At 71.9% G+C, this 23,175-nt stretch carries 24 protein-coding genes; 5 read left to right on the top strand and 19 right to left on the bottom strand.

What is annotated here, in order from left to right; translation table 11 throughout:
- Positions 1 to 79: 79 nt before the first annotated feature.
- Positions 80 to 1,480: a PLP-dependent cysteine synthase family protein gene (locus CLV68_RS35840; RefSeq protein WP_121394936.1), complete on the top strand. Its 1,401-nt coding sequence runs from the start codon at positions 80 to 82 to the stop codon at positions 1,478 to 1,480.
- A gap of 19 nt (positions 1,481 to 1,499) precedes the next feature.
- On the opposite strand, the gene CLV68_RS32400 is transcribed toward CLV68_RS35840, so the two are convergent.
- From CLV68_RS32400 to CLV68_RS32330, 15 genes are all read right to left on the bottom strand, one after another.
- A complete protein-coding gene (locus tag CLV68_RS32400) occupies positions 1,500 to 1,754 on the bottom strand; it encodes a hypothetical protein (RefSeq protein WP_121394849.1) in 255 nt (84 codons plus the stop codon).
- Entirely contained in the window at positions 1,754 to 3,376 is a 1,623-nt protein-coding gene (locus tag CLV68_RS34425) for a hypothetical protein (RefSeq protein ID WP_170224718.1), read from the bottom strand. The genes CLV68_RS32400 and CLV68_RS34425 overlap by 1 nt, the downstream gene beginning before the upstream one ends.
- On the bottom strand, positions 3,354 to 5,399 hold the full coding sequence (locus tag CLV68_RS32390) for a flagellar biosynthesis protein FlhA (RefSeq protein ID WP_121394848.1): 2,046 nt from the start codon (positions 5,397 to 5,399) through the stop codon (positions 3,354 to 3,356). Before CLV68_RS32390 ends, CLV68_RS34425 begins: the two co-directional genes overlap by 23 nt.
- Before the next feature lie 366 nt (positions 5,400 to 5,765).
- Positions 5,766 to 6,242 (bottom strand): hypothetical protein, encoded by a 477-nt coding sequence (locus CLV68_RS32385; RefSeq protein ID WP_121394847.1) that lies wholly within the window; start codon positions 6,240 to 6,242, stop codon positions 5,766 to 5,768.
- Between the two features lie 4 nt (positions 6,243 to 6,246).
- Positions 6,247 to 6,609 (bottom strand): response regulator, encoded by a 363-nt coding sequence (locus CLV68_RS32380; protein WP_121394846.1) that lies wholly within the window; start codon positions 6,607 to 6,609, stop codon positions 6,247 to 6,249.
- Complete coding sequence (locus tag CLV68_RS32375; protein ID WP_246010242.1) at positions 6,606 to 7,100, bottom strand: chemotaxis protein CheX; 495 nt, start codon at positions 7,098 to 7,100, stop codon at positions 6,606 to 6,608. The genes CLV68_RS32380 and CLV68_RS32375 overlap by 4 nt, the downstream gene beginning before the upstream one ends.
- Positions 7,097 to 7,471, bottom strand: coding sequence for a response regulator (locus CLV68_RS32370; protein ID WP_211346859.1), 375 nt, complete (start codon positions 7,469 to 7,471; stop codon positions 7,097 to 7,099). The genes CLV68_RS32375 and CLV68_RS32370 overlap by 4 nt, the downstream gene beginning before the upstream one ends.
- 5 nt (positions 7,472 to 7,476) lie before the next feature.
- Complete coding sequence (locus tag CLV68_RS32365) at positions 7,477 to 8,313, bottom strand: CheR family methyltransferase (protein ID WP_121394844.1); 837 nt, start codon at positions 8,311 to 8,313, stop codon at positions 7,477 to 7,479.
- The gene (locus CLV68_RS32360) at positions 8,310 to 9,398 is read right to left on the bottom strand and encodes a protein-glutamate methylesterase/protein-glutamine glutaminase (RefSeq protein WP_121394934.1); all 1,089 of its coding nucleotides are present in this window, start codon (positions 9,396 to 9,398) and stop codon (positions 8,310 to 8,312) included. The genes CLV68_RS32365 and CLV68_RS32360 overlap by 4 nt, the downstream gene beginning before the upstream one ends.
- A 217-nt stretch (positions 9,399 to 9,615) precedes the next feature.
- Positions 9,616 to 10,485: a hypothetical protein gene (locus tag CLV68_RS32355; protein WP_121394843.1), complete on the bottom strand. Its 870-nt coding sequence runs from the start codon at positions 10,483 to 10,485 to the stop codon at positions 9,616 to 9,618.
- Between the two features lie 154 nt (positions 10,486 to 10,639).
- Positions 10,640 to 12,292, bottom strand: coding sequence for a methyl-accepting chemotaxis protein (locus tag CLV68_RS32350; protein ID WP_121394842.1), 1,653 nt, complete (start codon positions 12,290 to 12,292; stop codon positions 10,640 to 10,642).
- A 132-nt stretch (positions 12,293 to 12,424) separates the two neighbouring features.
- Positions 12,425 to 12,856, bottom strand: a complete 432-nt coding sequence (locus tag CLV68_RS32345; protein WP_121394841.1) for a chemotaxis protein CheW — start codon at positions 12,854 to 12,856, stop codon at positions 12,425 to 12,427.
- Complete coding sequence (locus CLV68_RS32340; protein WP_246010240.1) at positions 12,853 to 15,156, bottom strand: chemotaxis protein CheW; 2,304 nt, start codon at positions 15,154 to 15,156, stop codon at positions 12,853 to 12,855. Before CLV68_RS32340 ends, CLV68_RS32345 begins: the two co-directional genes overlap by 4 nt.
- A 46-nt stretch (positions 15,157 to 15,202) precedes the next feature.
- Positions 15,203 to 15,829: a response regulator gene (locus CLV68_RS32335; protein WP_121394840.1), complete on the bottom strand. Its 627-nt coding sequence runs from the start codon at positions 15,827 to 15,829 to the stop codon at positions 15,203 to 15,205.
- A 436-nt stretch (positions 15,830 to 16,265) separates the two neighbouring features.
- On the bottom strand, positions 16,266 to 17,366 hold the full coding sequence (locus CLV68_RS32330) for a sensor histidine kinase (protein WP_246010239.1): 1,101 nt from the start codon (positions 17,364 to 17,366) through the stop codon (positions 16,266 to 16,268).
- Between the two features lie 98 nt (positions 17,367 to 17,464).
- Between CLV68_RS32330 and CLV68_RS32325 the strand changes: the two genes are divergently transcribed.
- A complete protein-coding gene (locus CLV68_RS32325) occupies positions 17,465 to 18,574 on the top strand; it encodes an FtsX-like permease family protein (RefSeq protein WP_342772832.1) in 1,110 nt (369 codons plus the stop codon).
- Complete coding sequence (locus CLV68_RS32320; protein ID WP_121394838.1) at positions 18,571 to 19,224, top strand: ABC transporter ATP-binding protein; 654 nt, start codon at positions 18,571 to 18,573, stop codon at positions 19,222 to 19,224. The genes CLV68_RS32325 and CLV68_RS32320 overlap by 4 nt, the downstream gene beginning before the upstream one ends.
- Here CLV68_RS32320 and CLV68_RS32315 read toward each other — a convergent pair.
- The 3 genes from CLV68_RS32315 to CLV68_RS32310 form a co-directional block, all read right to left on the bottom strand.
- Entirely contained in the window at positions 19,211 to 20,680 is a 1,470-nt protein-coding gene (locus tag CLV68_RS32315) for a substrate-binding domain-containing protein (protein WP_147460257.1), read from the bottom strand. The genes CLV68_RS32320 and CLV68_RS32315 overlap by 14 nt on opposite strands.
- 86 nt (positions 20,681 to 20,766) lie before the next feature.
- On the bottom strand, positions 20,767 to 21,324 hold the full coding sequence (locus CLV68_RS33600; RefSeq protein ID WP_147460256.1) for a hypothetical protein: 558 nt from the start codon (positions 21,322 to 21,324) through the stop codon (positions 20,767 to 20,769).
- Between the two features lie 135 nt (positions 21,325 to 21,459).
- Positions 21,460 to 21,906: a L,D-transpeptidase gene (locus CLV68_RS32310; protein ID WP_121394836.1), complete on the bottom strand. Its 447-nt coding sequence runs from the start codon at positions 21,904 to 21,906 to the stop codon at positions 21,460 to 21,462.
- Between the two features lie 153 nt (positions 21,907 to 22,059).
- Here CLV68_RS32310 and CLV68_RS33595 point away from each other — a divergent pair, with 153 nt between their 5' ends.
- A complete protein-coding gene (locus tag CLV68_RS33595; protein ID WP_147460255.1) occupies positions 22,060 to 22,254 on the top strand; it encodes a hypothetical protein in 195 nt (64 codons plus the stop codon).
- Between the two features lie 62 nt (positions 22,255 to 22,316).
- Positions 22,317 to 22,970, top strand: a complete 654-nt coding sequence (locus tag CLV68_RS32300) for a DUF998 domain-containing protein (RefSeq protein WP_121394834.1) — start codon at positions 22,317 to 22,319, stop codon at positions 22,968 to 22,970.
- Positions 22,971 to 23,013: 43 nt separating this feature from the next.
- On the opposite strand, the gene CLV68_RS32295 is transcribed toward CLV68_RS32300, so the two are convergent.
- Positions 23,014 to 23,175 (bottom strand): methionine adenosyltransferase domain-containing protein (locus CLV68_RS32295; RefSeq protein ID WP_170224717.1); only part of this gene is annotated, 162 nt, incomplete at its 5' end.

Genomic DNA, 23,175 nt, shown 5'->3' with positions numbered 1-23,175 from the left:
GTGGGGTGGGGCGGCGGGTATGTTGGCGGGGGCCCGGCGTCGAGGTGTCGGGGTGGGGGGTTGACGAAGGGTGCGCTGGATGTCGGAGGAGTTCCCCGGGCCGTTCGCGGTGGTCGACGATGTGACCGGGTTGGTCGGGCGGACGCCGCTGGTGCGGTTGAAGCGGGTTGTCCGGGGTGCCCCGGCGGCGGTGTTGGTGAAGGTGGAGGCGGCCAACCCGGCGGGGAGTTCGAAGGACCGGGCGGCGCTGTCGATGGTGCGGGCGGCGGAGGCCGACGGTGCGCTCCGGCCGGGTGGGGTGATCTTCGAGGGGAGCTCGGGCAACACCGGCATCGCGCTGGCGATGATCGGGGCGGCGCTGGGCTACCGGGTGGTCGTGGTGGTGCCGGACCGCAGCAGCCAGGAGAAGCTGGGGCTGCTGCGGGCCTACGGCGCGCAGGTCGTGATCACCCCGGCGCTGCTGCCTGCCGAACACCCCGACCAGGTGCGCGCGCTCGCCGCCCGACTGGCCGCCCAGACCCCCGGTGGCTGGTACGCGGGCCAGTACGACAACCCGGCCAACATCGACGCCCACTACACGACGACGGGCCCGGAGATCTGGGCGCAGACCGGGGGCGGGGTCACGCACCTGGTGGCGAGCATCGGCACCGGCGGCACCCTGACCGGCGCGGGGCGCTACCTGCGGGAGGTGTCCGGCGACCGGGTCCAGGTGGTCGGCGCGGACCCGGAGAGCTCGGTGTACGGCGGCGGCTCGGGCCGCCCGCACCTGGTGGAGGCGACCGGCCGCTTCGTGCACCCGGACACCGGTACCGACGTCTGGCCCCGGTCCTACGACCCGTCGGTCGCCACGACCGTGCGGCAGGTGCCCGACCGGGAGTCCATCGCGATGACCCGCGCACTGGCCAGGGAAGAGGGCCTGCTGCTCGGCGCCTCCGGTGGGCTGGCCGTGGCGGCCGCGGTCGCGCTGGCGCACACGCTCGGCCCCGACGACGTGGTGGTGGCCGTCGCGCCCGACTCGGGCCGGTCGTACCTCAGCAAGTACTTCGACGACGACTGGGTGAGCAGGCGCGGGTTCGGCCCGGACACCGAACACGTCCCGGCGGCGGCGTTCGTCACGATCCCGCACTCGGCGACCGTCGACCAGGCCAGGGCGGCGCTGCGGGGCGGGCACGCGCTGCCGGTCGTGGTGCGCACCGCCGAGCAGACCGAACCGGTGTCGCTGGCCCAGGTCATCGGCTCGGCGTCGCAAGCGGACCTGCGGGACGCGGCCCCGGACGCACTCGTCGTCGACCACCTCGGCCCCGCCCTCCCCCTCGCAGGCGCGCACGAACCGGTATCGACCGTCCGAGACCGCCTCACCCCGACCCAGGATGCCGTCGTGATCACCCAGTACGGCCTGGTTATCGCCGTCCTCCCACGCTCCGAACTGGACGGCCGGACGACGGACATCGGCGAACTCGTCACCGCGCTGCGCGGCTAGACACTGTCCACTACGGCGGTCAGCTCGCGCGGTCGGCCCGGGTGGTGGTGGCCTGGACCAGCGAGGGTGCGGCGGAGATCTCGCGGGCCGGGAGGGTGCGGGCGTAGCGGTCGAACGCGGCGCGGGGGATGGCCAGCAGGATGGCGGCCACCGGGACCGCGATGAGCAGGCGGATGACGGCGTCGGTGGGGTCGAGGGTGCCGAGGACGAAGGCGGACCACAGGGACGGGGAGGCCATCAGGGCGGCGACCGCCAGGGTGGAGTAGCGGAACATCAGGTCCTCCGGTGGCCTGCGGTGCTCGGGGGCACGCCGTCGATGGTGAGGATGGGCAGGCCGAGTTCGCGGACGGAGTCCGGGTCGGCGCTGGCGGTGGCGCCGTGCACGGCGAGTGCGTCGACGCCGCCCAGGTCGGCCAGGTGCCTGCGCAGGTCGGCGGTCTTGCGGGTGGCGTCGACGGCGGCGACGATGTGCTTGGCGCCCAGTGCCTTGGCGACCGCACCGGCCCAGCGGCCGCCGTCCGGGTCCTCCACCGCGGCGGCGATGGCGACCACGGACGGCACGGGGTTGCGCTTGAGGTCGTAGGCCAGTTCGGCGGCGTGCTCGGGGCCGAGCACCCGGCCGCGGCCGACCTGGTCCGGTCCGGCGACCTGGACGGCGCCGGGGCCGAGCCGCATCTTCTGGCAGATCCACTCGGCGGCCGCGGTGGCCTCCTGCAGCGCGCCTGCGACGACGATCACCTTGCCGGGCAACGCGACCAGCAGGTCGGTGGGCACCGGGGTGTCCCACCGGCGCCGCGGCCGGGGGCGGGCGTCGGTGACCAGTCGCGGCTCGTCCGCGGTCGGCCAGGCCGGGTCGTCCGACGACTCCTCGATCGAGAGCGGCTCGGCGAAGGCGGTGGCGGCAGCGGTGTCGAAGTCGGTGTCGAGGTCGTCGTCGGGCAGCGCGTGCCGGGCGGTCGAGGACGGCATCCTCGGCGGCACCAGCAGGTCGTGGAAGTCCACAAGGGACTCGACGGGCTCGGCGGCGACCTCGGTGACCTCGGTGACCTCAGCGACCTCGGTGGCCACGTCGGCGGTGGGCTCGTCCGGCTCGTCGTCGATGACCGGCTGGGCCTCGAAAACCCGGCGGGTGCCGTCGACGGGCCGCTGCACGGACGGGAACTCGGCAGGCCGGACCCCGTTGGGCCGCGGCGGCGCGGTGGTGGCGCCGAGCAGCACCTCGCGCAGCTGCTCGTCGGTCATCTCGTCCACTTCGGACTTCTCGGCGATCCGCTCGCCGAGCACGGCGGCCCGCAGCCGCGCGTCCGCCTCCCGCTGCGCGGCGGTCATCCCGGCCGGGCGCACCGCGGCGGGCTCGGCGGGCCGCGACGACGGCGGCGTCTGCGCGCCCTCGCGCGGGCGCACGGCCTTGGCCCACTCCCCCGGGCTCTGCCCGCGCGGCGCCGGACCGGCCGCCCGCGCCTGCGCGGCGGAGATCGGCTGCTCGGCACCGTTCGTGCGCGCCACGGGACCCCCGGCCTCGGCGAAGAACCGCGCGAACGGGTCGCCCGCGGTGGCCGCGGCGGGCTCTTCCTCGGCGACACCCAGGCGCGGCTCCGGGACCCGGTCGAGCAGTTCGTCGACCGGGGCGCTCTCGCCGACGGCGGCCATGTCCTCCTTGTCGGCCAGCTCCATCAGGTCGGCCACGGACAACACCTGCTCACGGGGTACCTCCGGATCGCCTGGGTCGGGCACCTCGACGCCGATCTCGAACCACTGCTTGGAGAAGAACCCCGCCACGCCGCCCTTGCGCAGGCGGTCGGCGGAGACGATGCGCGCGTCGGCACCGTGCTCGGTGCGCACGCGGTCGAGCAGCGCTTCCAGGTCAGGTCCCTCAAGCAGCAAGCGTGTAGCCACTGTTCACCACCCCGACTGTCTCTATCCGGTGGGTACCACCGGACAGCTCGGAATACGAGAGCACGGCCAGCCGCGGCACGGCGGCGTGCACCAAGCGGTAGAGGGGCGTGCGCAGCCGGGGCGCGCAGGCGAGCACAGCGGCCTGGCCCTGGCTCTCCGCCCGGCTCGAGAGCCCGGCGACGTCGCCGACGAGCGATTCGAGCGTGCCCGTGTCCACCGCGAGCCGGTCGCCCATCTCGGTGACCCGCAGGCTCTCCAGCAGGGTCTGCTCGACGCGGGGGTCGAGGGTGATGACCGAGAGCACCCCGTCCACGGCGAGCCTGGCGGCGATGGCCGGGCCGAGCGCGGCGCGGGCGGCCTCGACCAGCCGGTCGATGTCAGCCCCGGCCTTGGCCGCTGGCGAGAGCGCCTCGTAGATGCCGACCAGGTCGCGGATCGGGACGCCCTCGTCGAGCAGGCGGTGCAGCACGCGCTGGATCTCGCCGAGGCTCATCAGCGCGGGGGTGAGCTCCTCGACGACGACCGGGTGGGTGCGGCGCACGACGTCGGTGAGCGCGCGGACGTTCTCGCGGCCGAGCAGGCGGCCCGCGTGCGTGCGGGTGACCTCGGCCAGGTGGGTGACCAGGACGGAGGCGCGGTCGACGACGGTGGCGCCCAGTGCCTCGGCCTGGTGGCGCAGCTCGGCGGGGACCCACTTGCCCGCCAGGCCGAACACCGGCTCGGTGCCCGCGCGGCCGGGCAGCGCGTCAAGGTCGTCGCCGATGGCCAGGACGGTGCCCGGTGGGGCGAAGCCGCGGGCCACGTCGGCGCCGTTGATGCGGATGACGTAGGAGGACAGCGGGAGGTCGAGGTCGTCGCGGGTGCGCACCGGCGGCATGACCACGCCCAGTTCCAGCGCGATCTTGCGGCGCAGCGCGCGGACCCGGTCGAGCAGGTCGCCGCCCGCGGCGTCGACGAGGTCGACCAGGTCGGTGGCCAGCGCCAGTTCCAGCGGGTCGACCCGCATCTCGGCGATGAGCGCCTCGGTGGCGTCCGGGGCGATCTCGGCGACCTCGGTGGAGTCGCTGGTCTCGACGACCTCCTCGCCGGGCTTGGGGCCGCGGGTGGAGGCGATGATCAGGCCGCCGCCGACGAGCAGGAACGGCAGCATCGGCATGGCGGGCATCAGCGACAGCGCGAGCAGCGAGATGCCGCCGATGCGCATCGCCATCCGGTTGGCGCCGAACTGGGTGGAGACCAGCGAGCCCATGTTCTGGTCGCCCGCGGCGCGGGTCACGATGAGGCCGGTGGCGACCGAGAGCAGCAGGGCGGGGATCTGGGAGACCAGGCCGTCGCCGACGGTCAGCAGGCTGTAGGTGTTGATGGCGTCGGTGGGGGCCATGCCCTTCTGGATCAGGCCGACCGAGAAGCCACCGATGAGGTTGATCAGGGTGATGACGACCGCGGCGATGGCGTCGCCCTTGACGAACTTCGAGGCACCGTCCATCGCGCCGTAGAAGTCGGCCTCGGCGGTGACCTCCTGGCGGCGCCTGCGCGCCTCGGGCTCGTCGATGAGCCCGGCGTTGAGGTCGGCGTCGATGGCCATCTGCTTGCCGGGCATCGCGTCGAGGGTGAACCGGGCGCCGACCTCGGCGACGCGGCCCGCGCCGTTGGTGATGACGGCGAACTGGATGACGATGAGGATGAAGAACACGACCAGGCCGACCACCAGCGAGCCGCCGACCACCGCGTGGCCGAAGGCGCCGATGACCGCGCCCGCGTCGCCGTCGAGCAGCACGAGCCGGGTGGCGCTGATGTTGAGCGCGAGCCGGAAGAGGGTGGCCAGCAGCAGGATCGACGGGAAGACCGAGAACTCCAGCGGCTTGCGGACCTGCATGCTGATCAGCACGATGAGCAGCGCCAGGGCGATGTTGAGCACGATGAACAGGTCGAGCAGGAACGTCGGCATCGGCACGACCATCAGCACGATGATCATGATGACGCCCGCGGGTACCGCGAACTGGCTCAACCGCCGTGAGTTCATCGTCCATCCCGGATATCCGGTGTGCGGCCGTTCCGTGGCCTCGTCGTGCTGCCTTCCTGGCTCCACGTCGGACGGTTCTTCGGCCGTCGCGGAGCGGTACTGAGCATTCCCTCGGTTGAGCATCGCCGAGGGAACGACGAACCGCTAGTGGGTCGCCGCCCCGAGGGGGGCGACGACCGCACTCGCGAGACGTCGGCACACCGGTTTCGGCTACCCAGCGGGTAATCCGGTCTGGTGTGGCAGGCCCCGACCTGGCGGCCTGCCGTTGGGGAGTCCCCGTTTCACACCCAGCGCACGCACTTGCGGCTGGGATTCACCCAACCGAGCGGCGACACGCCGCTACGGGGGTGAACTATCCCGAATGGACTAGATCAGCGGGACCACAATGGACAGCGTGCCGCCCTTGTAGCCCCCGATGTCCACCGTCAGGTCGAGCCGCCCGCCCAGCGACGCCAGGTGCGACCTGGCGTCCGAGGGCACCGACCCGGCGTCGGTGTGCAGCTCGTGGAACTTCACGTGCGGCCCACCGGCGGTGTTGAACAGCCCGGTGAGGATGTTGCACACCTCGCCGAGGATGTCGGTGAGCAGCGGGGAGAGCTCACCGTCCTCGACGCACGCCTCGGCCCCGCCCGGCGGGACCAGGCCCGTCGCGGCGGCGGTGTTGGCCGCCAGTTGCAGGGTGAAACCGATGACCCCCGCCAGCTTCGTGTCGTTGTGCTGGTACACCGCGACGACCGGCTGGTCGGCTGACGGGGGGTCGGTGATGTTGACCGTGACCTCGCGGCCGAGTAGATCGGACAGGACGTCGCGGACCTGCTTGGGAACCGGCAGCGCCTCTGTCATGGCATCACCCCAGGATGTCGGAGAGCCGCTCGCGGAAGGTGTCCGCGGTGAACGGCTTGCTGATCAGGAACAACGCGCCACCCGCCTCGGCCTTGGCGATCATCTCGTCCGAGCACTCGGAGGTGACGAAGGCGAAGGGTACCGTGTTCCCGCTGGCGCGCAGCGCAAGCAGCAGCTCGATTCCCGACATGTTGGGCATGTTCCAGTCGGACAGCACCAGGTCCGGCTTCTCGCTGGCGACGCTCTCCAGCGCGGCGGCGCCGTCCGGGGCCTCCACGATGTCGTGGTTGTCGAAGTTCGCCTGGCGCAGGGTCCTGATCACGATCTGGCGCATGACCCTGCTGTCGTCGGCGACCAGGATCTTCATGCGGACACCACCTGTGCGTTGTTGGAACCAGCAGGACCACCGCTGAGCAAGGTCACCACGTACGGCTCGTCGCGCCACCGGACGACGGTCCGGCAGACCTCGACGGTCCCCGGCCACCGCTCGTGCGCGGTCGCCGAGACCCGCGGGAGCGAGAGCTGCGACGGGGACGGGAGCACGCTCTTGACGTTACCGCCGAGGACGTTGGCTAGCTCGCCGAGCGCGTCGCCGACGTCGTCGGCGGTGACCTCTTCCGGCTCCATCGCGAACAGCACGGACGCCACGTCGCGGGAAGCCTTGTGCGAGCAGGACACGACCAGGTGACCCTCGTACGCGCCGACCATGGCGACCGAGGCGGCGAGCTCGACACCGGCACCGGAGTCGGAGTCGGCGTAGACCGTCTCCTCCTCGCCGCCGTTGAGGAACGCCGACCACACCTGCTCGGCGATCATGTCGAGATCGACCTCGACTGCGGTAGACACATCGTTGGTCATGAGGACACCCCCACCGGGACGAGCCCGAGGAGGGCCAGCTTGTCGATGATGCCGTCACGGGTGAACGGCTTGATCACGTATTCGTGCGCACCGGCGGCCAGCGCGCGGACGATCTGCCCGTGCTCGCTCTCGGTGGTCACCATCATCAGCGTCATCTGACGCATCTCGGTGATCTTGCGGGCCTCGATCACGAACTCGAGGCCGTTCATCACCGGCATGTTCCAGTCGACCAGCGCCAGGTCGGGCACCCGGCCAGTGCTCTGGAGCAGATCCAGTGCCTCCCGACCGTTGCCTGCCTCCAACACCTCGAACCCGAGGTCGGCCAACAGGCCGCGGAGAATCTTGCGCATGGCCCGGGAATCATCGATCACAATCCCTAGCACTGCGTCACCTCTTTCACCAATTGGCGATCTCGGGCGGGTGCCCGGTAGATGGCTGTCCGTCCAACGGGTACTCGCTCGAACACGGAGTCGATGCCCACGGTGGACTCGGCGGCACCGAGCAGGAGCCACCCACCGGGGTTGAGCACCTGCCGCACGCGGTCGAGCACCGCGCGCTTGGTCTCCGGTTCGAAGTAGATGAGCACGTTGCGCAGGAACACCACGTCGAACTTCGGCATGGGTGGCAACGGCGCGCAGAGGTTGACCCGCTGGAACGACAGGTTCTGCCGGATCCTCGGGACAGCCTCCCACTCGGCGCCCGCGCGCTGGAAGTAGGTGACCAGGTCGGTCGCGGGCAGGCCGCGGTTGACCTCCAACTGGTTGAACCTGCCCGCACGCGAGCGGCGCAACATCTCCTCGGACAGGTCGCTGCCCATGATCTGGTAGCCGCGACCGGCCGGGAGGGCCTTCTCCAGGGTGATGGCGATGCTGTAGGGCTCCTGGCCGCTCGAGCAGGCCGCCGACCAGATCCGCACCGGGCGGGTGGACTTGGCGAGCACGTCGGGCAGGATCGTGTCGGTGAGCGCGGTGAACGGCTCGCGGTCGCGGAACCAGGAGGTCTCGTTGATCGTGAGCGCCTCGACGACCTGGGTGCGCAGCGCGGCGTTCGAGGTGCGCAGTGCGTTGGCCAGGGAGCCGACCGTGTCGTGCCCGGTGGCCTTGGCCACCGGCTTGAGCCTGGACTCGACCAGGTATTCCTTACCGGGGCGCAGGACCATGCCGGCTTCTCGGTAGACGAGATCGGCCACGAAGCCGAACAGCGCCGGGGTCATTTCCACCGCGCCACCTCCCTTCCTGTAGCCGCCGCCGATGCGGGCAAGCGGGCGACGATGTTCTCCGCGATGAGGCCGAGCGGCAGTACCGCGTCGGCCAAGCCCGCGCTGACAACGGCCCCGGGCATACCCCAGACCACCGAGGTGGCCTGGTCCTGGGCCAGTACTCCGGCACCGAGGGCCACGAGCTCCTCGGTACCGCGCTTTCCGTCCTGGCCCATGCCGGTGAGCATGACGGCCAGGGAGGCTGAGCCGTAGACGCGCGCGCAAGAGCGGAACAGCACGTCGACAGCGGGTCTGCAGTGGTTCTCCATCGGCCCGTCGTGCAACCGGACCTTGGCGCCACCGGGGGTCTTCGCGGCTTCCATGTGCCGCCCGCCCGGTGCGATGTAGACGGTGCCAGCCAGCAGCGGCTCGCCGTCACGCGCCTCGACCACGTGCAACGCGGCCTCTTGGTCGATGCGGCGGGCGAGCATGGTGGTGAAGACGGGGGGCATGTGCTGGGCGACCAGCACCGGCACCGACAACGTGCCGGGGAGTTTGGTGAGGACGTTGCGCAGCGCCTCGGGGCCGCCGGTGGACGATCCGATGAGGACGGCCTGGACGGGCTTGCGCGGACCGGTGTTCGCGGGTGGGCGCTTGACCGCGGTCGTCGGGCGCAGCGGCTGCGCGACGTAGGCGGGCTTGCCGCACAGCGCGTGGATGCGCGGCAGCAGCTGCTCGCGCACCTCGGTGACCGCCTTGTTGACACTACCGGCGTTCGCGGGCTTGGTGACGTAGTCGGTCGCGCCCGCGGCCAGCGCGGCCACGGTCGCCTCGGCGCCGTCGCTGGTCATCGTGGAGAACATGATGACCGGCAGGGTGGGGTTGGTCTTGCGCAGCTCGCGGACGGTCTCGACCCCGTTGAGGACGGGCATCTCCACGTCCAGGGTCACCACGTCCGGCTTGAGCTGGGCGATCTTGGCCAGCGCGATCTGCCCGTTCGGCGCGGTCCCCACGACTCGCACCTTCGGGTCCGCGGACAGCACATCGGTGACGAGTCGGCGAATCACCACCGAGTCGTCCACCACCAGTACTGAGATCACGTGGGCCTCCAGGGTCGGCGGCGGAGGCACCCGGCCTCCGCGACAACCGTGGCATCGGCCGCACCCGCCCGGTCCTGAGCGGTCGCCCCGGCCGAGTTCTCACGCCAATCACAGTAAATCCGCGCTGTTGAGTTGTCGCGCCACCGCAACCGGACAACCCGACCGGCTGATCCTGAAAGGACGGTTCAGCCGATCGGGTCACCTGGGAGGTTCGTGCCTAGTCGGCCCGCACAAGCCAGTCGGGGCCGAAGGCGGCCAGGCAGGGCACCAGGAGTTCCTGGGCGGAGGCCGAGTCGACGAGGTCGCGCACCATCAGCGCCTGCACCGCGCCGCTGAGCACGTTCCACACGCCGCTGGCCCGGTCGTCGAGGGTGACACCGGCCAGGTCGACCGCGCGGACCAGCAGCAGTTGCGCGGCCGCCGCGTCGCGGATCCGGCCCGCGACGTGCACGGCCCAGGCCGAGGAGTGCATGGCGGCCGACCAGTCCTGCTGCTCGGCGCGCATCCGGTCCGCCGAGACGGCCAGGGCCCTGACCTCGGCGGGGTGCGCGGCGCGGATCCGGGAGAGCAGGCGGTGCACCAGGTCGTGGGTGGGGCCGAGGTGGGGACTGGCCTCCGGCAGGTCGCGGGTGGCCGCGACCCAGGCGGCACCCAGGACCCTGCGGTCGACGTCGGTGAGGTGCTGGCGCAGGTAGGTCGCGCAGACCGCGTCGGTGACCAGGGCGACCGCGCCGTCGGGGGGCTCGGGCGCGGTGCCGGGCGGGAAGGTGTCGCGGTCGGGCACCAGGACGTCGGTGCGCACGCAGTGCAGCAACCCGGCGAGCGACCCGATCGGGGCGTGTTGCAGCAGGGTGACCGCGGAGGGGCCGGACAGGTCGCGCACGCTGGGCAGGTCGCCTGCCGCGGCGAGCGCGTGCGAGCGGGCGAGGCTCAGGGCGGGGGACGGGGGCGCGGCGCGGTCGGCGATGGCCTCGACTTCGGCGGTGGTGCGGCTCAGCAGCGTCAGCAGGATCTCCGCCGTCGCTGGGCCGCCAACCATCCGGGTGAGGTCGAAGCCCAACACGGGGGCGCTGACGAGGCTGTACACCCGAGTGAGTATGCACCCTCGATTACGGAAACAGTACCAAATCGGGTGAACCATTACGCACAGCGACGGCGCCGTCCCTGAGGGGTGAGGGACGGCGCCGCCTGGTCGAGCGGGGAGGCGAGCACCCGGTGACGCACCGGTGATCGCGACCCGGTCAGGTCGTGAAGCGGTTGACCTGGTCCTGCAGCTGGGCGGAGAGCCTGGTCAGCGCCTCCATGGCCTGGTTGGACTCGCTGATGCTGTTCGTCGCGGTGGTGGCGCCGTCGGCGACACCGGCGATGTTGGCGGCGATCTCCGAGACACCCGCGGCGGCCTCGCCGACGTTGCGGTTCATCTCGGTCGTCGTCGCGGTCTGCTCCTCCACCGCCGAGGCAATGGTCAGCTGGAAGTCGTTGATCCGGCCGATGATCTCGGAGATCTCGTCGATCGCGTTCACCGCGTTGGACGTGTCGGCCTGGATCATCTCCACCCGGCGCGAGATGTCCTCGGTCGCCTTGGCGGTCTCCTGCGCGAGTTCCTTGACCTCGTTGGCGACGACCGCGAAGCCCTTGCCCGCGTCACCCGCCCGGGCGGCCTCGATCGTGGCGTTCAGCGCGAGCAGGTTGGTCTGCTCGGCGATGCTGGTGATGACCTTGACGACGTTGCCGATCTCCATCGACGACTCGCCCAGCTTCGCGACCGTGCTGTTGGTGGCAGCGGCCACCGACACAGCCTGACCCGCGACACCAGCGGCCTCGTTCGCCGACTGCGCGATCTCCCTGATCGACGCCGACATCTCATCCGCACCGGTGGCGACCGTCTGCACGTTGAGGGCGACCTGCTCGGCGGCGGCGGAGACGACACCGGCCTGCGCCGAGGTCTCGCCGGTGCTGTCGCTGACCCGGCCCGCGATGGTGGCCATGTCCTGGGTGGCGCCCTCGAGGGACTGGATGCCGTCGGTGATGGCGGTGACGGTGTCGTGCATGCTCGCGGTCGCGGTGTTGAGCGCGGCCGCCATGACGCCGACCTCGTCGCTGGAGCGGACCTCTACCTTGCGGGTGAGGTCGCCGTGCGCGACCGACTCCAGCACGCTGGACACCCCGCGCACCGAGCGGGTGATGCCGCGGATGATCAGCCAGCCGACCAGCAGTGCCAGCAGCAGACCGGCGCCGAGCAGCACCAGCGTGGTGTAGCGGGCGGTGTCGCTCTCGGCGGCGGCGTCGGCGACCTCGGTGCCGACCGCGGCCAACTCGACCTTCTGCATCTCGACGAGGTCGACGCTGAGGTCGTCGAGCGCGGGCCCGGCCTGGTTGTTGTAGCGGGCGAGGGCGACCTGGGACTGACCGGCGAGGGCGGCGGGGAAGACCTGCTCCTCGACCACCGAGGCGACCCGGTTGAGGTTGTTGATGGCCCGCTTGACCGTCGCCAGCGGCACCGCGCTGTACTCGGGGTCGGCCTCGATGCCCTGCTGGAACTTCTGCAGCGCGCCGTCGAGCACGCCGATGGCGGCCGTGGTGTCGGCGACCTCCTTCTGCACCCGCAGGGCGTCGGTGCTGATGAAGGAGCTCAGCAGGTGCTGGATGGCGGTGATCGCGGCACCGTTGAAGTTGCTGATGGCACCGACCGCGGCGGCGTTCTTGCCCAGCCTGGCCGAGGTGTCGGCGCCGCTGTCGGTGGCGACGATGCCCTGGACGCCGACGCCGATGGCGACCACGGCGGGCAGCGCGATGGCGGCGAAGATCTTGGTGGCGAGCGAGCGGTCGGCGAGGAACCTGCCGACCCCGCCGCGGCGGGCGCCGGATTCGGCCGTGGAGGTCGAGTCAGCCATCTGCGTGAGCCCTTCCCTGGTGCCGCGTTCGACGCGGCTGAGCTGTGGAGTGGAGGAAGAAGGGGAGGCGGACCCACCCGCCTGAGCGGAGGCTCCGGGGCCCGTGGGCCCCGGAGCCTCCAGGGGTTTCTCTTAGGCGGCCTCGCCGCGGACGGCGGCCCTGGCGTCGAGCGCGAGCATCAACCGGTCGGCCAGCGGGAAGGCCGCGGTGATCAGCTCGCGGGCCGGACCGGACAGCGTGTCCGGGATCGGCTCGGCCGCGGTGGGCTCCAGCTCGACCACGTCGCCGATGCGGTCGACCAGCAGGCTGACCGACTCCTCGTCGGTGCGGACGATGACGTTCATCGCCGGGCCGGTGCGCTCCTGGGCGGGCTCACCGAGGCGGACCCGCAGGTCCAGCGCCGCGATGACCTGACCGCGCAGGTTGAACAGGCCGCCGACGTGGCCGGGGGCGAGCGGTACCGGGGTGTACTCGGAGAACGCGAGCACCTCCTGGACCTCGCTGACCTCCAGGCCGAAGAGCTGGCCTGCCACCTCGAAGGTGGCGTACCGGACGGAACTCACGACGCCTCCACGTAGTCACGGGTCACGAACTCGGGCAGCTGGAAGTCCGGGTCGGCGGCCATGATGGCCCGACGCATGTCCAGCAGCTCGGTGACCTTGTCGTCGATCACGGTGGAGCCGGAGAGGCCGTCACCGTCGGACGGGCCGTGCGGGGCGGTGTCGTCGACGATGTCGAGGATCCCGTCCACCGCGAGGGCCACCGAGTGGCCACCCGAGGAGTACACGACCGCGGGCACGGTGTCGGAGACGTCCTCCGACCACGAGCCGAGCAGACCCGAGAGGCGCAGCACCGGCAGGATCTGGCCCCGGTACTGGACGACCTCGCGGCTGCCGACGCGCTCCACGGCCTGCACCGGGAACTCCTCGAGCCGGGTGACCATGCTCAGCGGGATCGCGACGCGGCGGTCGCTGACCCTGGTGACCAGCAGTCGGTCGCGGGTCTCCGGCTTGACCTCGGACATCGCGGCGGCGGCAGCGGCGGCCCGCTCGGCGTTGCCGAGGTGGGCGTTGCGGGCCAGCGCCAGCACGTCGAGGATCAGCGAGACCCTGCCGTCGCCGAGGATGGTGGCACCGGCGTAGCAGCCGACGTCCTTGAGGTGGCTGGCCAGCGGCTTGACCACGACCTCCTCGGTGGTGAGCACGCGGTCGACGACCAGGCCGAACTCGTGGCCCTCGCCGTTGAGCACCGCGATGTAGATGGCCTCGCCGTTCTCCTCGGGGCGCACGGCCTTGCCGCCGAGCGCCTCGGTGAGCCGGACCAGCGGCAGCAGCTTGCCGCGCAGGCGGCAGACCGGGGCGCCGGAGACGTACTCGATGCGGGCGGAGGTCTGGCCCTCGACCGAGACGAGCTCGCGGACCGACATCTGCGGCAGCACGTAGCGCTCGTTGTCGCTCTCCACGATCAGCGCCTGCACGATGGCCAGCGTGAGCGGGATGGTCAGGCGCCAGGTGGTGCCCTTGCCGACCACGGAGCGCAGGTCGACCGCGCCGCCGATGGCCTCCAGGTTGGTGCGCACGACGTCCATGCCGACGCCGCGGCCGGAGACGTTGCTGACCTTGGCGGCGGTCGAGAAGCCAGCCCGGAACACCAGGCGCAGCACCTCGTCGGTGTCCATCGCCGCGACCTGCTCCGCGGTGAGCAGACCGCGCTTGACCGCGGTGGCGCCGATGAGCTTCGGGTCGACGCCCTTGCCGTCGTCGGCGACCTCGACCACGACGTGGCCGTGCTCGTGGTAGGCGCGCAGGGTCAGCGTGCCCTCGGGGTTCTTGCCCGCCTTGACCCGGTCCGCGGGGGACTCCAGGCCGTGGTCGACGGCGTTTCGCACGAGGTGGGTGAGCGGGTCCTTGACGGCCTCGAGGAGGCTGCGGTCCAGCTCGGTCTCGGCGCCCTCGAGCTCGAGGCGCACCTGGCGGCCGACGGAGTTGCTCAGGTCGCGGACGACCCGGGGCAGCTTCGACCACAGGTGGCTGATGGGCTGCATGCGGGTCTTCATGACCCCTTCCTGCAGCTCGCTGGTGATGAGGTTGAGCCGCTGGGCGGCCCGGCTCATCGTGTGGTCACCGGCGTGCTCGGTGGCCCGCACCATCTGGTTGCGGGTCAGCACGAGCTCGCCGACCAGGCGCATCAGCTTGTCGAGCAGGTCGACATCGACGCGGACGGAGGTGTCGGCGACACCCCTGCGGCTGGCGGCGGCTTCCTCCGCGGGCGCCGGGGTGGCGGCCTCGGGGGTCTCCGGCTGCGCGGGGGCGGTCTCGGCGACCGGGGCCTGCTCGGGCTCCGCGTCGGCCTTGGGCTCCGCGTCGGCCTTGGGCTCGGTGTCGGTCGCGGTGTCGGTCGCGGCGACCGGCTCCGCCGACTTGGCCGCGGGCGCGGGGCCCCCGGCGATGCACGCCTCGACCTCCGCGATCACGTCCTCGAGCTCCATGTCGCCCTCTTGGCCGTCACGCTCGATCTGCGCCAGCAGGGCGCGGACGACGTCGACGACGCGCAGGAGGACGTCAGCGCCCCGGCGGTCCAGGGTCTGCGCGCCATCACGCAGCCGGGCGAGCAGCGACTCGCCTGCGTGCGTCACCTGCTCCAGCTTCGAGAACGCGAGGAACCCGCTGGTGCCCTTGATGGTGTGAATGGTGCGGAAAACACTCGCGAGTCGGTCGCGCGCCGTTGGGTCGCGCTCGAGCGCGACGAGGTCTTGGTCCAACTGGTCGAGGTTCTCGTAGGACTCGACCAGGAATTCCTGGACCACATCATCGAAGTCTTCCACACTCCACCACGCTTCCAGGTCCGGTGTCGACGGCTTCATCGGCGGCCACCGGGGTCCCTTGAGGCTTTGCGCCGGGGATTTCAGGTCATACCGGGTGACCCCGGATGAACCCGCGCGAGGTGGCGACGGCCACGGCCGCGGTGCGGGAGTCCACGCCGAGCTTGGCGTAGACGTGCACCAGGTGTGACTTGACCGTGGCCTGGCTCAGGTGCAGCCGTCTGCTGATGGCCAGGTTGGACAGTCCATCGGCGACGAGGCCGAGCACTTCAGTCTCCCGGGCGGACAAGGTGGCGCCGGGGTCGCGCACGCGCTCCACCAGCCTGGCCGCGACGGCGGGGGCGAGCGCGGACTGCCCCTTGGCCGCGGCCCGGATGGCGGCGGCCAGGTCCTCGGGCGGGGCGTCCTTGAGGAGGTACCCGGTCGCCCCGGCCTCGATGGCGGCGAGGATGTCGGCGTCGGTGTCGTAGGTGGTGAGCACCAGCACCTTGGGCCCGGCCGGGTCGGCGCTGATGGCGGCCGTGGCCCACGCCCCGGACATCCCGTCGCCGAAGTGCAGGTCCATGAGCACCACGTCAACCGATCTCGCCTGCCGCACAGCCTCCTCAGCGGTCGCGACCTCAACGGCGACGACCAGGTCCGGCTCTCCGCCCAGCACGGCCCGCAGGCCGGAGCGGACGATGGGGTGGTCATCGGCGACGAGGACCCGGATCACGCGGGCACCGGCAGGGTGATGGCGATGGCGGTGCCCTGGCCGGGGTCGACAACGAGGTCTGTTGTGGACGCGCGCGTACCGCCGCACCCCTGGTCGGCACCCGAGGCCCCAGCGCCCGGAACTCCATCCCGGCCGGCTGGGACCGGCGGCGTGATGGCGTTGACAGTCTGCTGGCCGGGGTCGACAACGGGCGTCCGCGCGACCGCACGGGTCCCCACGGCAGTGAGCCCATCGGCGTCCGGGGGCTCGAGGTCCGGCTCACGACTCAGGATGGCCCGGGTGGGGTGGTCGGCGGCAGCGGGGACGACGGTGGTGTGAAGGTTTCCCGAGCGACGTCGACGAGGCCATTCTCCCGCGAGTGCTCGCGCGGCGGCCTGGGTGCGCCCCCGGTCGGTACGCGCTCCGCCCCGGACGACGGGGTGGCCTGCGGCGGGGGTCACGCGGGCACCGGCAGGGTGATGGCGATGGCGGTGCCCTGGCCGGGGTCGGACTCGATGACGAGGTCGCCTGCCAGGGCTCGGGCTCTGGCTCGCATGGCGGCGAGGCCGTAGCCGCGGTCGGTGGGCGGGGGTTCGGTGGCTGGGGGCCCGGCGGTGGGGGGCTCGGTGGTGGGGATTCCTCGGCCGTTGTCGACGACGTCCAGGGTTACCTCGGTGTCGAGGTAGCTGAGGGTGACCTGGACCTCGGTGGCGTCGGCGTGGTTGACGACGTTGCCGAGGGCGGATTGGGCTACGCGCAGGATGGTCAGTTGGTGGGTGGCGGGTAGGTCTACCTCGGTGCCGGTGATGTGACAGTGCACGGTGAGGCCCGCCGCCGTGGTGGTCGCGGCGCAGGCTAGGCGCAGCGCGTCGGGGAGGGAGCCGCCGTCGAGTGCGGGCGGGTTCTGGTCGCGGACGAACCGCCGCGCCTCGGCCAGCGCGTCCGCGGCGGCGGCCTTGGCGGCGTCGACGTGCCGGGCGGTGTCGCCCCGTTGGGCGGCGCTGAGTAGGAGGTGGATGCTGGACAGGCTCTGCGCCAGCGTGTCGTGCACCTCCCTGGCCAGCCGCTCGCGTTCGGCCAAGACCCCGGCAGCACGTTCAGCGGCGGCGAGCTCCACGGTCAACTCCCGGCGATGCTCGCTCTCGCGATAGACAACCACGGCCGCCACCGCGACGACCCCACCGAGCAGCGGGCCGATGACCGTACCTATAGACAGCACGTGCTGGTGCCACCCAAACCCAGCCACGGCCACGACCGCCGTCACCGCCACACCCGCCGCGGCGACCCGGATCGGGAGCGCACGCAGCAGCAGGAAGTAGAAGGGGAAGGCGAACCACACCGCACCCGGGGTCACCGCGAGCAGCGTCACCCACAGGATCCCCAAGAGCACCAACGTCCACCGCGACCTGGGAACCAAACACCCGACAAGCCCAGCCACGAGCACAAGGACAGCGGGCCGAGGATCCCGCACCGCGGCAAGCACGACGAGAGCCACCCCCAGCAGGTCGGGTCCCGCGGTGAGAAGACGGGCGGACGCCCGGGAGTCCACTGAGCTCACGATGCCGCCAGCGTAACCGCGCGGCCGTGCGGCGGCATCAATCGAAAGGTTGAGCCGAGACCACACCGGGCGGCTACCGGGAAGCGATCGCCGGACCGATGTCGCGGCACTTCCCCAGCGGCAGGCTGATGGCACCGCACCGGACGGTGGTCGTGGTGGTGGGGCCGAGGTGGAGGAGGTGGCTGGTGTTCGTGGCGTGGCGTGAGTTGTGGTTCGCGCGGGGGCGGTTCGGGTTGTTGGTGGGGGTGGTCGTGCTGATCACCGTGCTGGTCGGGTTGTTGTCGGGGTTGACAGCGGGGTTGGCGGGGCGGAACACGTCGGCGGTGCTGGGGTTGGTCGGGGACCACGTGGTGTTCGCCGGGCAGGACGCGGGGTTCGGGGGGACCGGGTTGGACGAGCGGAGCGCGCGGGCGTGGGCCGGGACGGCGGGGGTGCGGCGGGTGGAGCCGTTGCGGGTGGAGATGGGGCGGGCGGAGGCGGGTGGGCGGAGCGCGGGGGTCGCGGTGTTCGCCGTGCCGGTCGGGTCGGGGTTGCGGGACGTCGAGCCGGGGAGTGCCGTGGTGGCGGCGGCGGTCGCGCGGGAGTTGGGGGTTCGGGACGGGGAGCGGATCACCCTGGGTGACAGGACGTCCGTGGTGCGGGTGGCGAACGACACCGAGTACTTCAGCCACGCGCCGGTCGTGTGGGTGCCGATGGAGCCGGGCAGCGGGTTCTCGGTCCTGGTCCTGTCCACATCGGACTGCGACATCGCGGCGGCGGACCAGCGGATCGGGACCACGACCGAGGGCCTCGACGATGCCGTGGGCCGGATCGGGTCGTTCGCGGCGGAGAACGGGTCGCTGGTGTTGATGCGCGGGTTCTTGTTCGCGATCTCGGCGCTGGTGGTCGGCGCGTTCTTCACGGTGTGGACCATCCAGCGCTCACCGGACATCGCGGTGCTCAAAGCGCTCGGTGCGTCCACTGTGTACTTGCTGCGCGACGCCGTCGGTCAGGCGGCGGTGCTGCTCGTCCTGGGAACCGCGGTCGGCACGGGTATCGCCGCGGCGGTCGGCGCGCTGCTCGGGGACGCGGCGCCGTTCGTGCTCGACCTCGCCACGCTCGCCGCTCCCGCGGCCGTGCTCGTCGGCCTCGGGCTCCTGGGGGCCGCGCTCGCCATCCGCCGGGTCACCTCGGTGGACCCCTTGACCGCGCTGGGAAGTGCCCGATGAGCCTCACCCTGGACGCCATCACCCTCACCTACCCCGACGGCGACCGGCGGCTCACCGCCCTCGACGCCGTCGACCTGCACGTCCCCGCGGGCACCGTGACCGCCGTGCTCGGCCCGTCCGGTTCCGGCAAGTCGAGCCTGCTCGCCGTCGCCGCCACCCTGGTCCGGCCGGACTCGGGGCGGGTCGTCATCGGCGGCGACCGCGTCGACGGCCGTGGCCGCTCGGCGCTCACGGCGCTGCGCAGGCGCTCGATCGGGATCGTGTTCCAGCAACCGAACCTGCTGCCCGCGCTCACCGCCGCCGAACAACTCCGCGTCATGTCCCACTTGGACGGTCGACGCGGCGACGCGGCCCTGCTCGCCGAGGTGGGCCTCGAAGACCTGGCGCACCGCCGCCCGCACCAGCTCTCCGGTGGTCAGCGCCAACGCGTGAACATCGCCCGCGCCCTGGTCAACCGCCCCCAGGTCCTCCTGGTCGACGAGCCGACCAGCGCGCTGGACCACGCCAGGGGCGCCGCCATCGTCGACCTCATCACCGCCAAGACCCGCGAACACGGCACCGCGACCGTGCTCGTCACCCACGACCGCACCCACCTGGCAGGCGTGGACCAGGTCGTCGAACTGGTCGACGGCCGGGTCAGATCGCGGTGAGGGTGAGCAGGGCCGTGTAGTCACCCGCCGCGGTGCTGGTGGGTGCCCACAGGTCGAGGCGCGCGGTCAGCCTCGCGGTGCCCGCGCCCTTGGTGGCCACGGCCAGCAGCCGGGCGGTCGACAGGTCGGTGACCGCGCCCGGCGTGATCACCTGACCAGGGGCCTGTTCGAGGACCATCGGCGTCCACGCGGCGTTGGACCTGGCGATGGTGCCGGACGGGCCGGTGAAGTCGGTGAGCTGGCCGGACAGCGACCACCCCGGGTTGCCCGCGCGGGTGTCGGTGATGGTGATGGTGCGCAGACGGCCGGAGGTGGTCAGGATCGAGCCGTCCGGGGCCATCACCGGCGCCGGGAGCGCGACACCGCCCGCCTCGACCGACATCAGCAACTCCCCCGCCTCGACCTCGGTCCACAGCGATTGCGATGGCCGGTCGGGTCCGCAGGTGGCACCGACCGCGACCGCGCTCGCCGCCACCTGGGCCTGCGGCACGGGTGTCATCCCCAGGACGAGCCCGCTGGCCTGCCCCTCGCACAGGGCGTACTCGGCGAACCCGCGCAGCTCACTGTCCACTGTGGTGGGTACGACCAGGTAGACGTACATGACGAGCGGGTAGGCGCCGCGGACCGGGTTGGCGTGGATGGACCGGTAGTCGAAGGACCCGTCCGCGACCTGGCGCGCCTGGCCGAGTCCGACCTGGACCGAGTCCGGCGTCTGCGCGACAAATGCACCGCGGCCGTCCGGCGGCATGACCTGGGGGAGTTCGATGGACTGGTTGTAGGAGCGTTCGAGCAGGGCGATGGTCCCGTTGGTCTGGCGGGTGTGGTTGGCGACCCCGAGCGCTCCCGCGATCGCGGTGATCCCCGGGGCGCTCGGGTAGGTGCTCGTGGTCGAGCAGCCCGGGCAGAACGCGTTCCACCGCTCGGGTTGCGTCGCGTCCAACCACTCGGTGAACCGCGCGGTCACCGGGGCGGCCTCGGCCCGGACCACCGGCCGGATGGGCAGCGGGGGCAGGGGGATGTCCTGATTCAGCGCGGCGATGGCCGGGTCGTCCCACCTGGTCACCACGCCGGTGAAGATGTCGGCGATGGTGGCGCTGGGCAGGCGCAGGCCCTGGACCCGGTAGCCGTCGACCGTCACGTTGTAGACGATGCTGATGCCCTGGGCGGCGATCGGGACGTAGCGCCTCGGCCGGGTCGTGCTCACCCCCGCCTCGGCCGCGGTGAACTCCGAGAGGGCGAAGTCCGCGCGCCCCGCGTCGAACTCGGTCAGCCCGGCGGCGGCGCCGATCCCGGCGTAGGTCACCGAGGGCACCGCGGTCCGCCACTGCTGGACCAGGGTGTTCACGGTCGTCGTGCCCGCCCCCACCAGCCGCCCGGCCTGGGCGGCCACCGGGGGCGCACCCACCAGCAGCCCCACGAGCGCCAGGCACAGGACGACAGAACGAGGTCTACCCACAGCAACACTCCCCAGTTTCCCGATGACGCGGCAACCTCGCACACGTGCGTGAACGGTGGTGCGCCCGCGGGTGAACGACGAACGGACTAGATGACGGTCAGAGTCAACGTGGCCTCGTACCCGGCCGCCGCGGGGAGCAGCAGCCGGTATCCCGCGGTCAGCCGTGCCGTCCCGCGCCCGGCGGCCGGGTCGGCGACCGCCAGCAGGCCGCTGCCGCGCATGCCGATGGTCGACTTCCCCAGGGTCAGCACCTGCACCGCGGACTGGGCGACCACCGCGGGCGTCCACGACAGCGGCGTCCCCCCGGACTCGTCGTCGAACTGGCCGGACAGGCTCCACCCCGGGTCGGCCGCCCTGGTGTCGACCACCGTCACCCCGGGCAGCGTCCCCGCCGTGGTGTACCAGGAGCCCGCGAAGTGGGGCTCGGGCAGGGTCACCGGACCGCGCTCGACCGAGAGCAGCAGGTCACCGTCCACCACCTGCACCGAGACCGTCTGCGGTATGCCGGTCTGCGCGGCGGCGGTCTGCGACGAGCCCACCTGGGAAGAGCCCACCTGGGAAGAGCCCACCTGCGACGAGTCGGCCCACGCGGTGCCCGACGACCCGACCAGCAGCAGCACGGCGAGCACCACCACACGACCCATCTGCGACTTCTCCCCCACTGGTGCCACGCCGACACCGATCGACGCACCGTCGCAGACCCCGGTGAACCCGCGTCGACCAGCACCGCAACAACAGACGAAGGCGGGCCCGGATCTCCCGGGCCCGCCTTCGGACACCTAGGCGACCACCTCGACCACGTCCCCCGGGGCGAGGCTGTCGTAGAACACCCGCGCCGCCTCCGGGGACAGGTGGACGCAGCCGTGCGAGAGCTGCGAGAGGCTGCCCTCGTGGAACGCCACCCCGGTCGTGGTGAAGAAGACCGAGAACGGCATCGGGCCGTTGAACGAGTGGCTCCAGTGGTCGATGTCCTTGTAGGTGACCTTGAAGCTGCCCTTCGGCGTGCGGTAGCCGGGTTTGCCGCTGGTGATGGGGACCGACCCGTAGGTCACCGCCCCGCCGTTCATCAACCACGCGGCGTTGGCGCCCAACGCGACGCACGCCCGGGCGGCGGGACTGCACGGGGCTGGAGAAGCCGCCGCCTGCGGGGCCACCGCCACCAGACCCGCCGTGCTCGTCGCCGCCGCGATCGCGGCCACAGCGACGCTCTTGCGCAGAGATCCCATGATCGACCTCCCATCCACCCGCCGTCGGCAGGCTCGTGATTGGTGTTCGTCGGGGATCAGGGCTTCCCGCGGGGTACCCGTTTCGCGGCGCGGTCAACCGTCCACGATTCGAGAAGGGGCGCGCGGGGCCCGCGGGCGCGCCAGAATCCCGGGATGCCGACGCTGATCCGGGACTGGCGCGCCACGCTTGGCCGCGCGGTCACGACGCTGGGGACGGTGCTCTACCCGCACCCGGACTTCCTGTGCGCGCCGCCGCTGCCGCACCCGCCGCTGCCCGGGCACCCGGAGCTGGTCGGGACGCGGCCGAGCAGGGCCGAAAGGGCGGTTCTGCGGGCCCTGTCGGGGTAAAAACCGGACCGGGGAGTTATCTTTTCGTCAACCAGCGCGAAACACTCCCCCCGGAGGCGGCCATGGTCGCGACACCCACCCACCGGAGCTCCCCGCACCAGACCCTGGTGCACTCGTACCTGTTCCTGCGCCGCGCGATCGGGGTGATCGGGCTCGGGCTGCCCGTCGTGCTGATCGTCGGCAACCTCGTCCTCGGCGACGGCATGCGGCTGTCGATCAGCGGCTACTACTACAGCGAGGTGCGCGACCTGATGGTCGGCGCGATGTGCGCGGTCGGGGTGTTCCTGTTCTCCTACCGGGGTTACGAGCCGATCGACAACGTCGTGTCCAACATCGCCGCGGTGGCCGCGGTCGGCGTCGCGATCTTCCCGACCGCCCCGGCGCACCCGATGGGCGGCGACGGGTTGGTGAGCCTGCTGCACCTGGTCAGCTCGGTGGTGTTCTTCCTGTCGCTGGCGTACTTCAGCCTGGTGCTGTTCCGCCGCTCCGACGACCCGACGCCCACCCCGGCCAAGCGGGCCCGCAACCGGGTGTACCTGGCCTGCGGGGTGATCATGCTGGCGTGCCTGGGCCTGCTCGCGGCGAGCGTCTGGCTCTTCGACGCGGCCACCGCGGGCATGCGGCCCGCGCTGTGGCTGGAGTCGATCGCGATCGTCGCCTTCGGCGTGTCCTGGCTGACCAAGGGCGAGGCCATCCTCAGCGACCACCCCAACTGAGGCCGGTGGGCGGGCCACCCGCGAGTGGCCCGCCCGGTGGGGCTCAGTCGGTGGCCGCCTGCTTGAGGGCGTCGGCGCGATCCGTGCGCTCCCAAGGCAAGTCCAGCTCCGGGCGACCGAAGTGGCCGTACGCGGCGGTCTGCGCGTAGATCGGGCGCAGCAGGTCCAGGTCGCGGATGATCGCGGCCGGGCGCAGGTCGAACAC

It is taken from the genome of Actinokineospora cianjurensis (genome assembly GCF_003663795.1).
Taxonomy (GTDB): domain Bacteria; phylum Actinomycetota; class Actinomycetes; order Mycobacteriales; family Pseudonocardiaceae; genus Actinokineospora; species Actinokineospora terrae.
This window is presented reverse-complemented; position numbering and strand designations above follow the sequence as displayed.

Bases quoted from the DNA above. Each gene is read 5' to 3' on its own strand.
- CLV68_RS32340 (WP_246010240.1), bottom strand. From the start codon at position 15,156: ATGAAGCCGTCGACACCGGACCTGGAAGCGTGGTGGAGTGTGGAAGAC.
- CLV68_RS32365 (WP_121394844.1), bottom strand. From the start codon at position 8,313: ATGACCCCGGCGCTGTTCGGCTTCGTGGCCGATCTCGTCTACCGAGAA.
- CLV68_RS32350 (WP_121394842.1), bottom strand. From the start codon at position 12,292: ATGGCTGACTCGACCTCCACGGCCGAATCCGGCGCCCGCCGCGGCGGG.
- CLV68_RS35840 (WP_121394936.1), top strand. From the start codon at position 80: ATGTCGGAGGAGTTCCCCGGGCCGTTCGCGGTGGTCGACGATGTGACC.
- CLV68_RS32300 (WP_121394834.1), top strand. From the start codon at position 22,317: ATGGTCGCGACACCCACCCACCGGAGCTCCCCGCACCAGACCCTGGTG.
- CLV68_RS33595 (WP_147460255.1), top strand. From the start codon at position 22,060: ATGCCGACGCTGATCCGGGACTGGCGCGCCACGCTTGGCCGCGCGGTC.
- CLV68_RS32325 (WP_342772832.1), top strand. From the start codon at position 17,465: ATGTCGCGGCACTTCCCCAGCGGCAGGCTGATGGCACCGCACCGGACG.
- CLV68_RS32310 (WP_121394836.1), bottom strand. From the start codon at position 21,906: ATGGGATCTCTGCGCAAGAGCGTCGCTGTGGCCGCGATCGCGGCGGCG.
- CLV68_RS32390 (WP_121394848.1), bottom strand. From the start codon at position 5,399: ATGAACTCACGGCGGTTGAGCCAGTTCGCGGTACCCGCGGGCGTCATC.
- CLV68_RS32385 (WP_121394847.1), bottom strand. From the start codon at position 6,242: ATGACAGAGGCGCTGCCGGTTCCCAAGCAGGTCCGCGACGTCCTGTCC.
- CLV68_RS32375 (WP_246010242.1), bottom strand. From the start codon at position 7,100: ATGACCAACGATGTGTCTACCGCAGTCGAGGTCGATCTCGACATGATC.
- CLV68_RS32320 (WP_121394838.1), top strand. From the start codon at position 18,571: ATGAGCCTCACCCTGGACGCCATCACCCTCACCTACCCCGACGGCGAC.
- CLV68_RS32400 (WP_121394849.1), bottom strand. From the start codon at position 1,754: ATGTTCCGCTACTCCACCCTGGCGGTCGCCGCCCTGATGGCCTCCCCG.
- CLV68_RS32380 (WP_121394846.1), bottom strand. From the start codon at position 6,609: ATGAAGATCCTGGTCGCCGACGACAGCAGGGTCATGCGCCAGATCGTG.
- CLV68_RS33600 (WP_147460256.1), bottom strand. From the start codon at position 21,324: ATGGGTCGTGTGGTGGTGCTCGCCGTGCTGCTGCTGGTCGGGTCGTCG.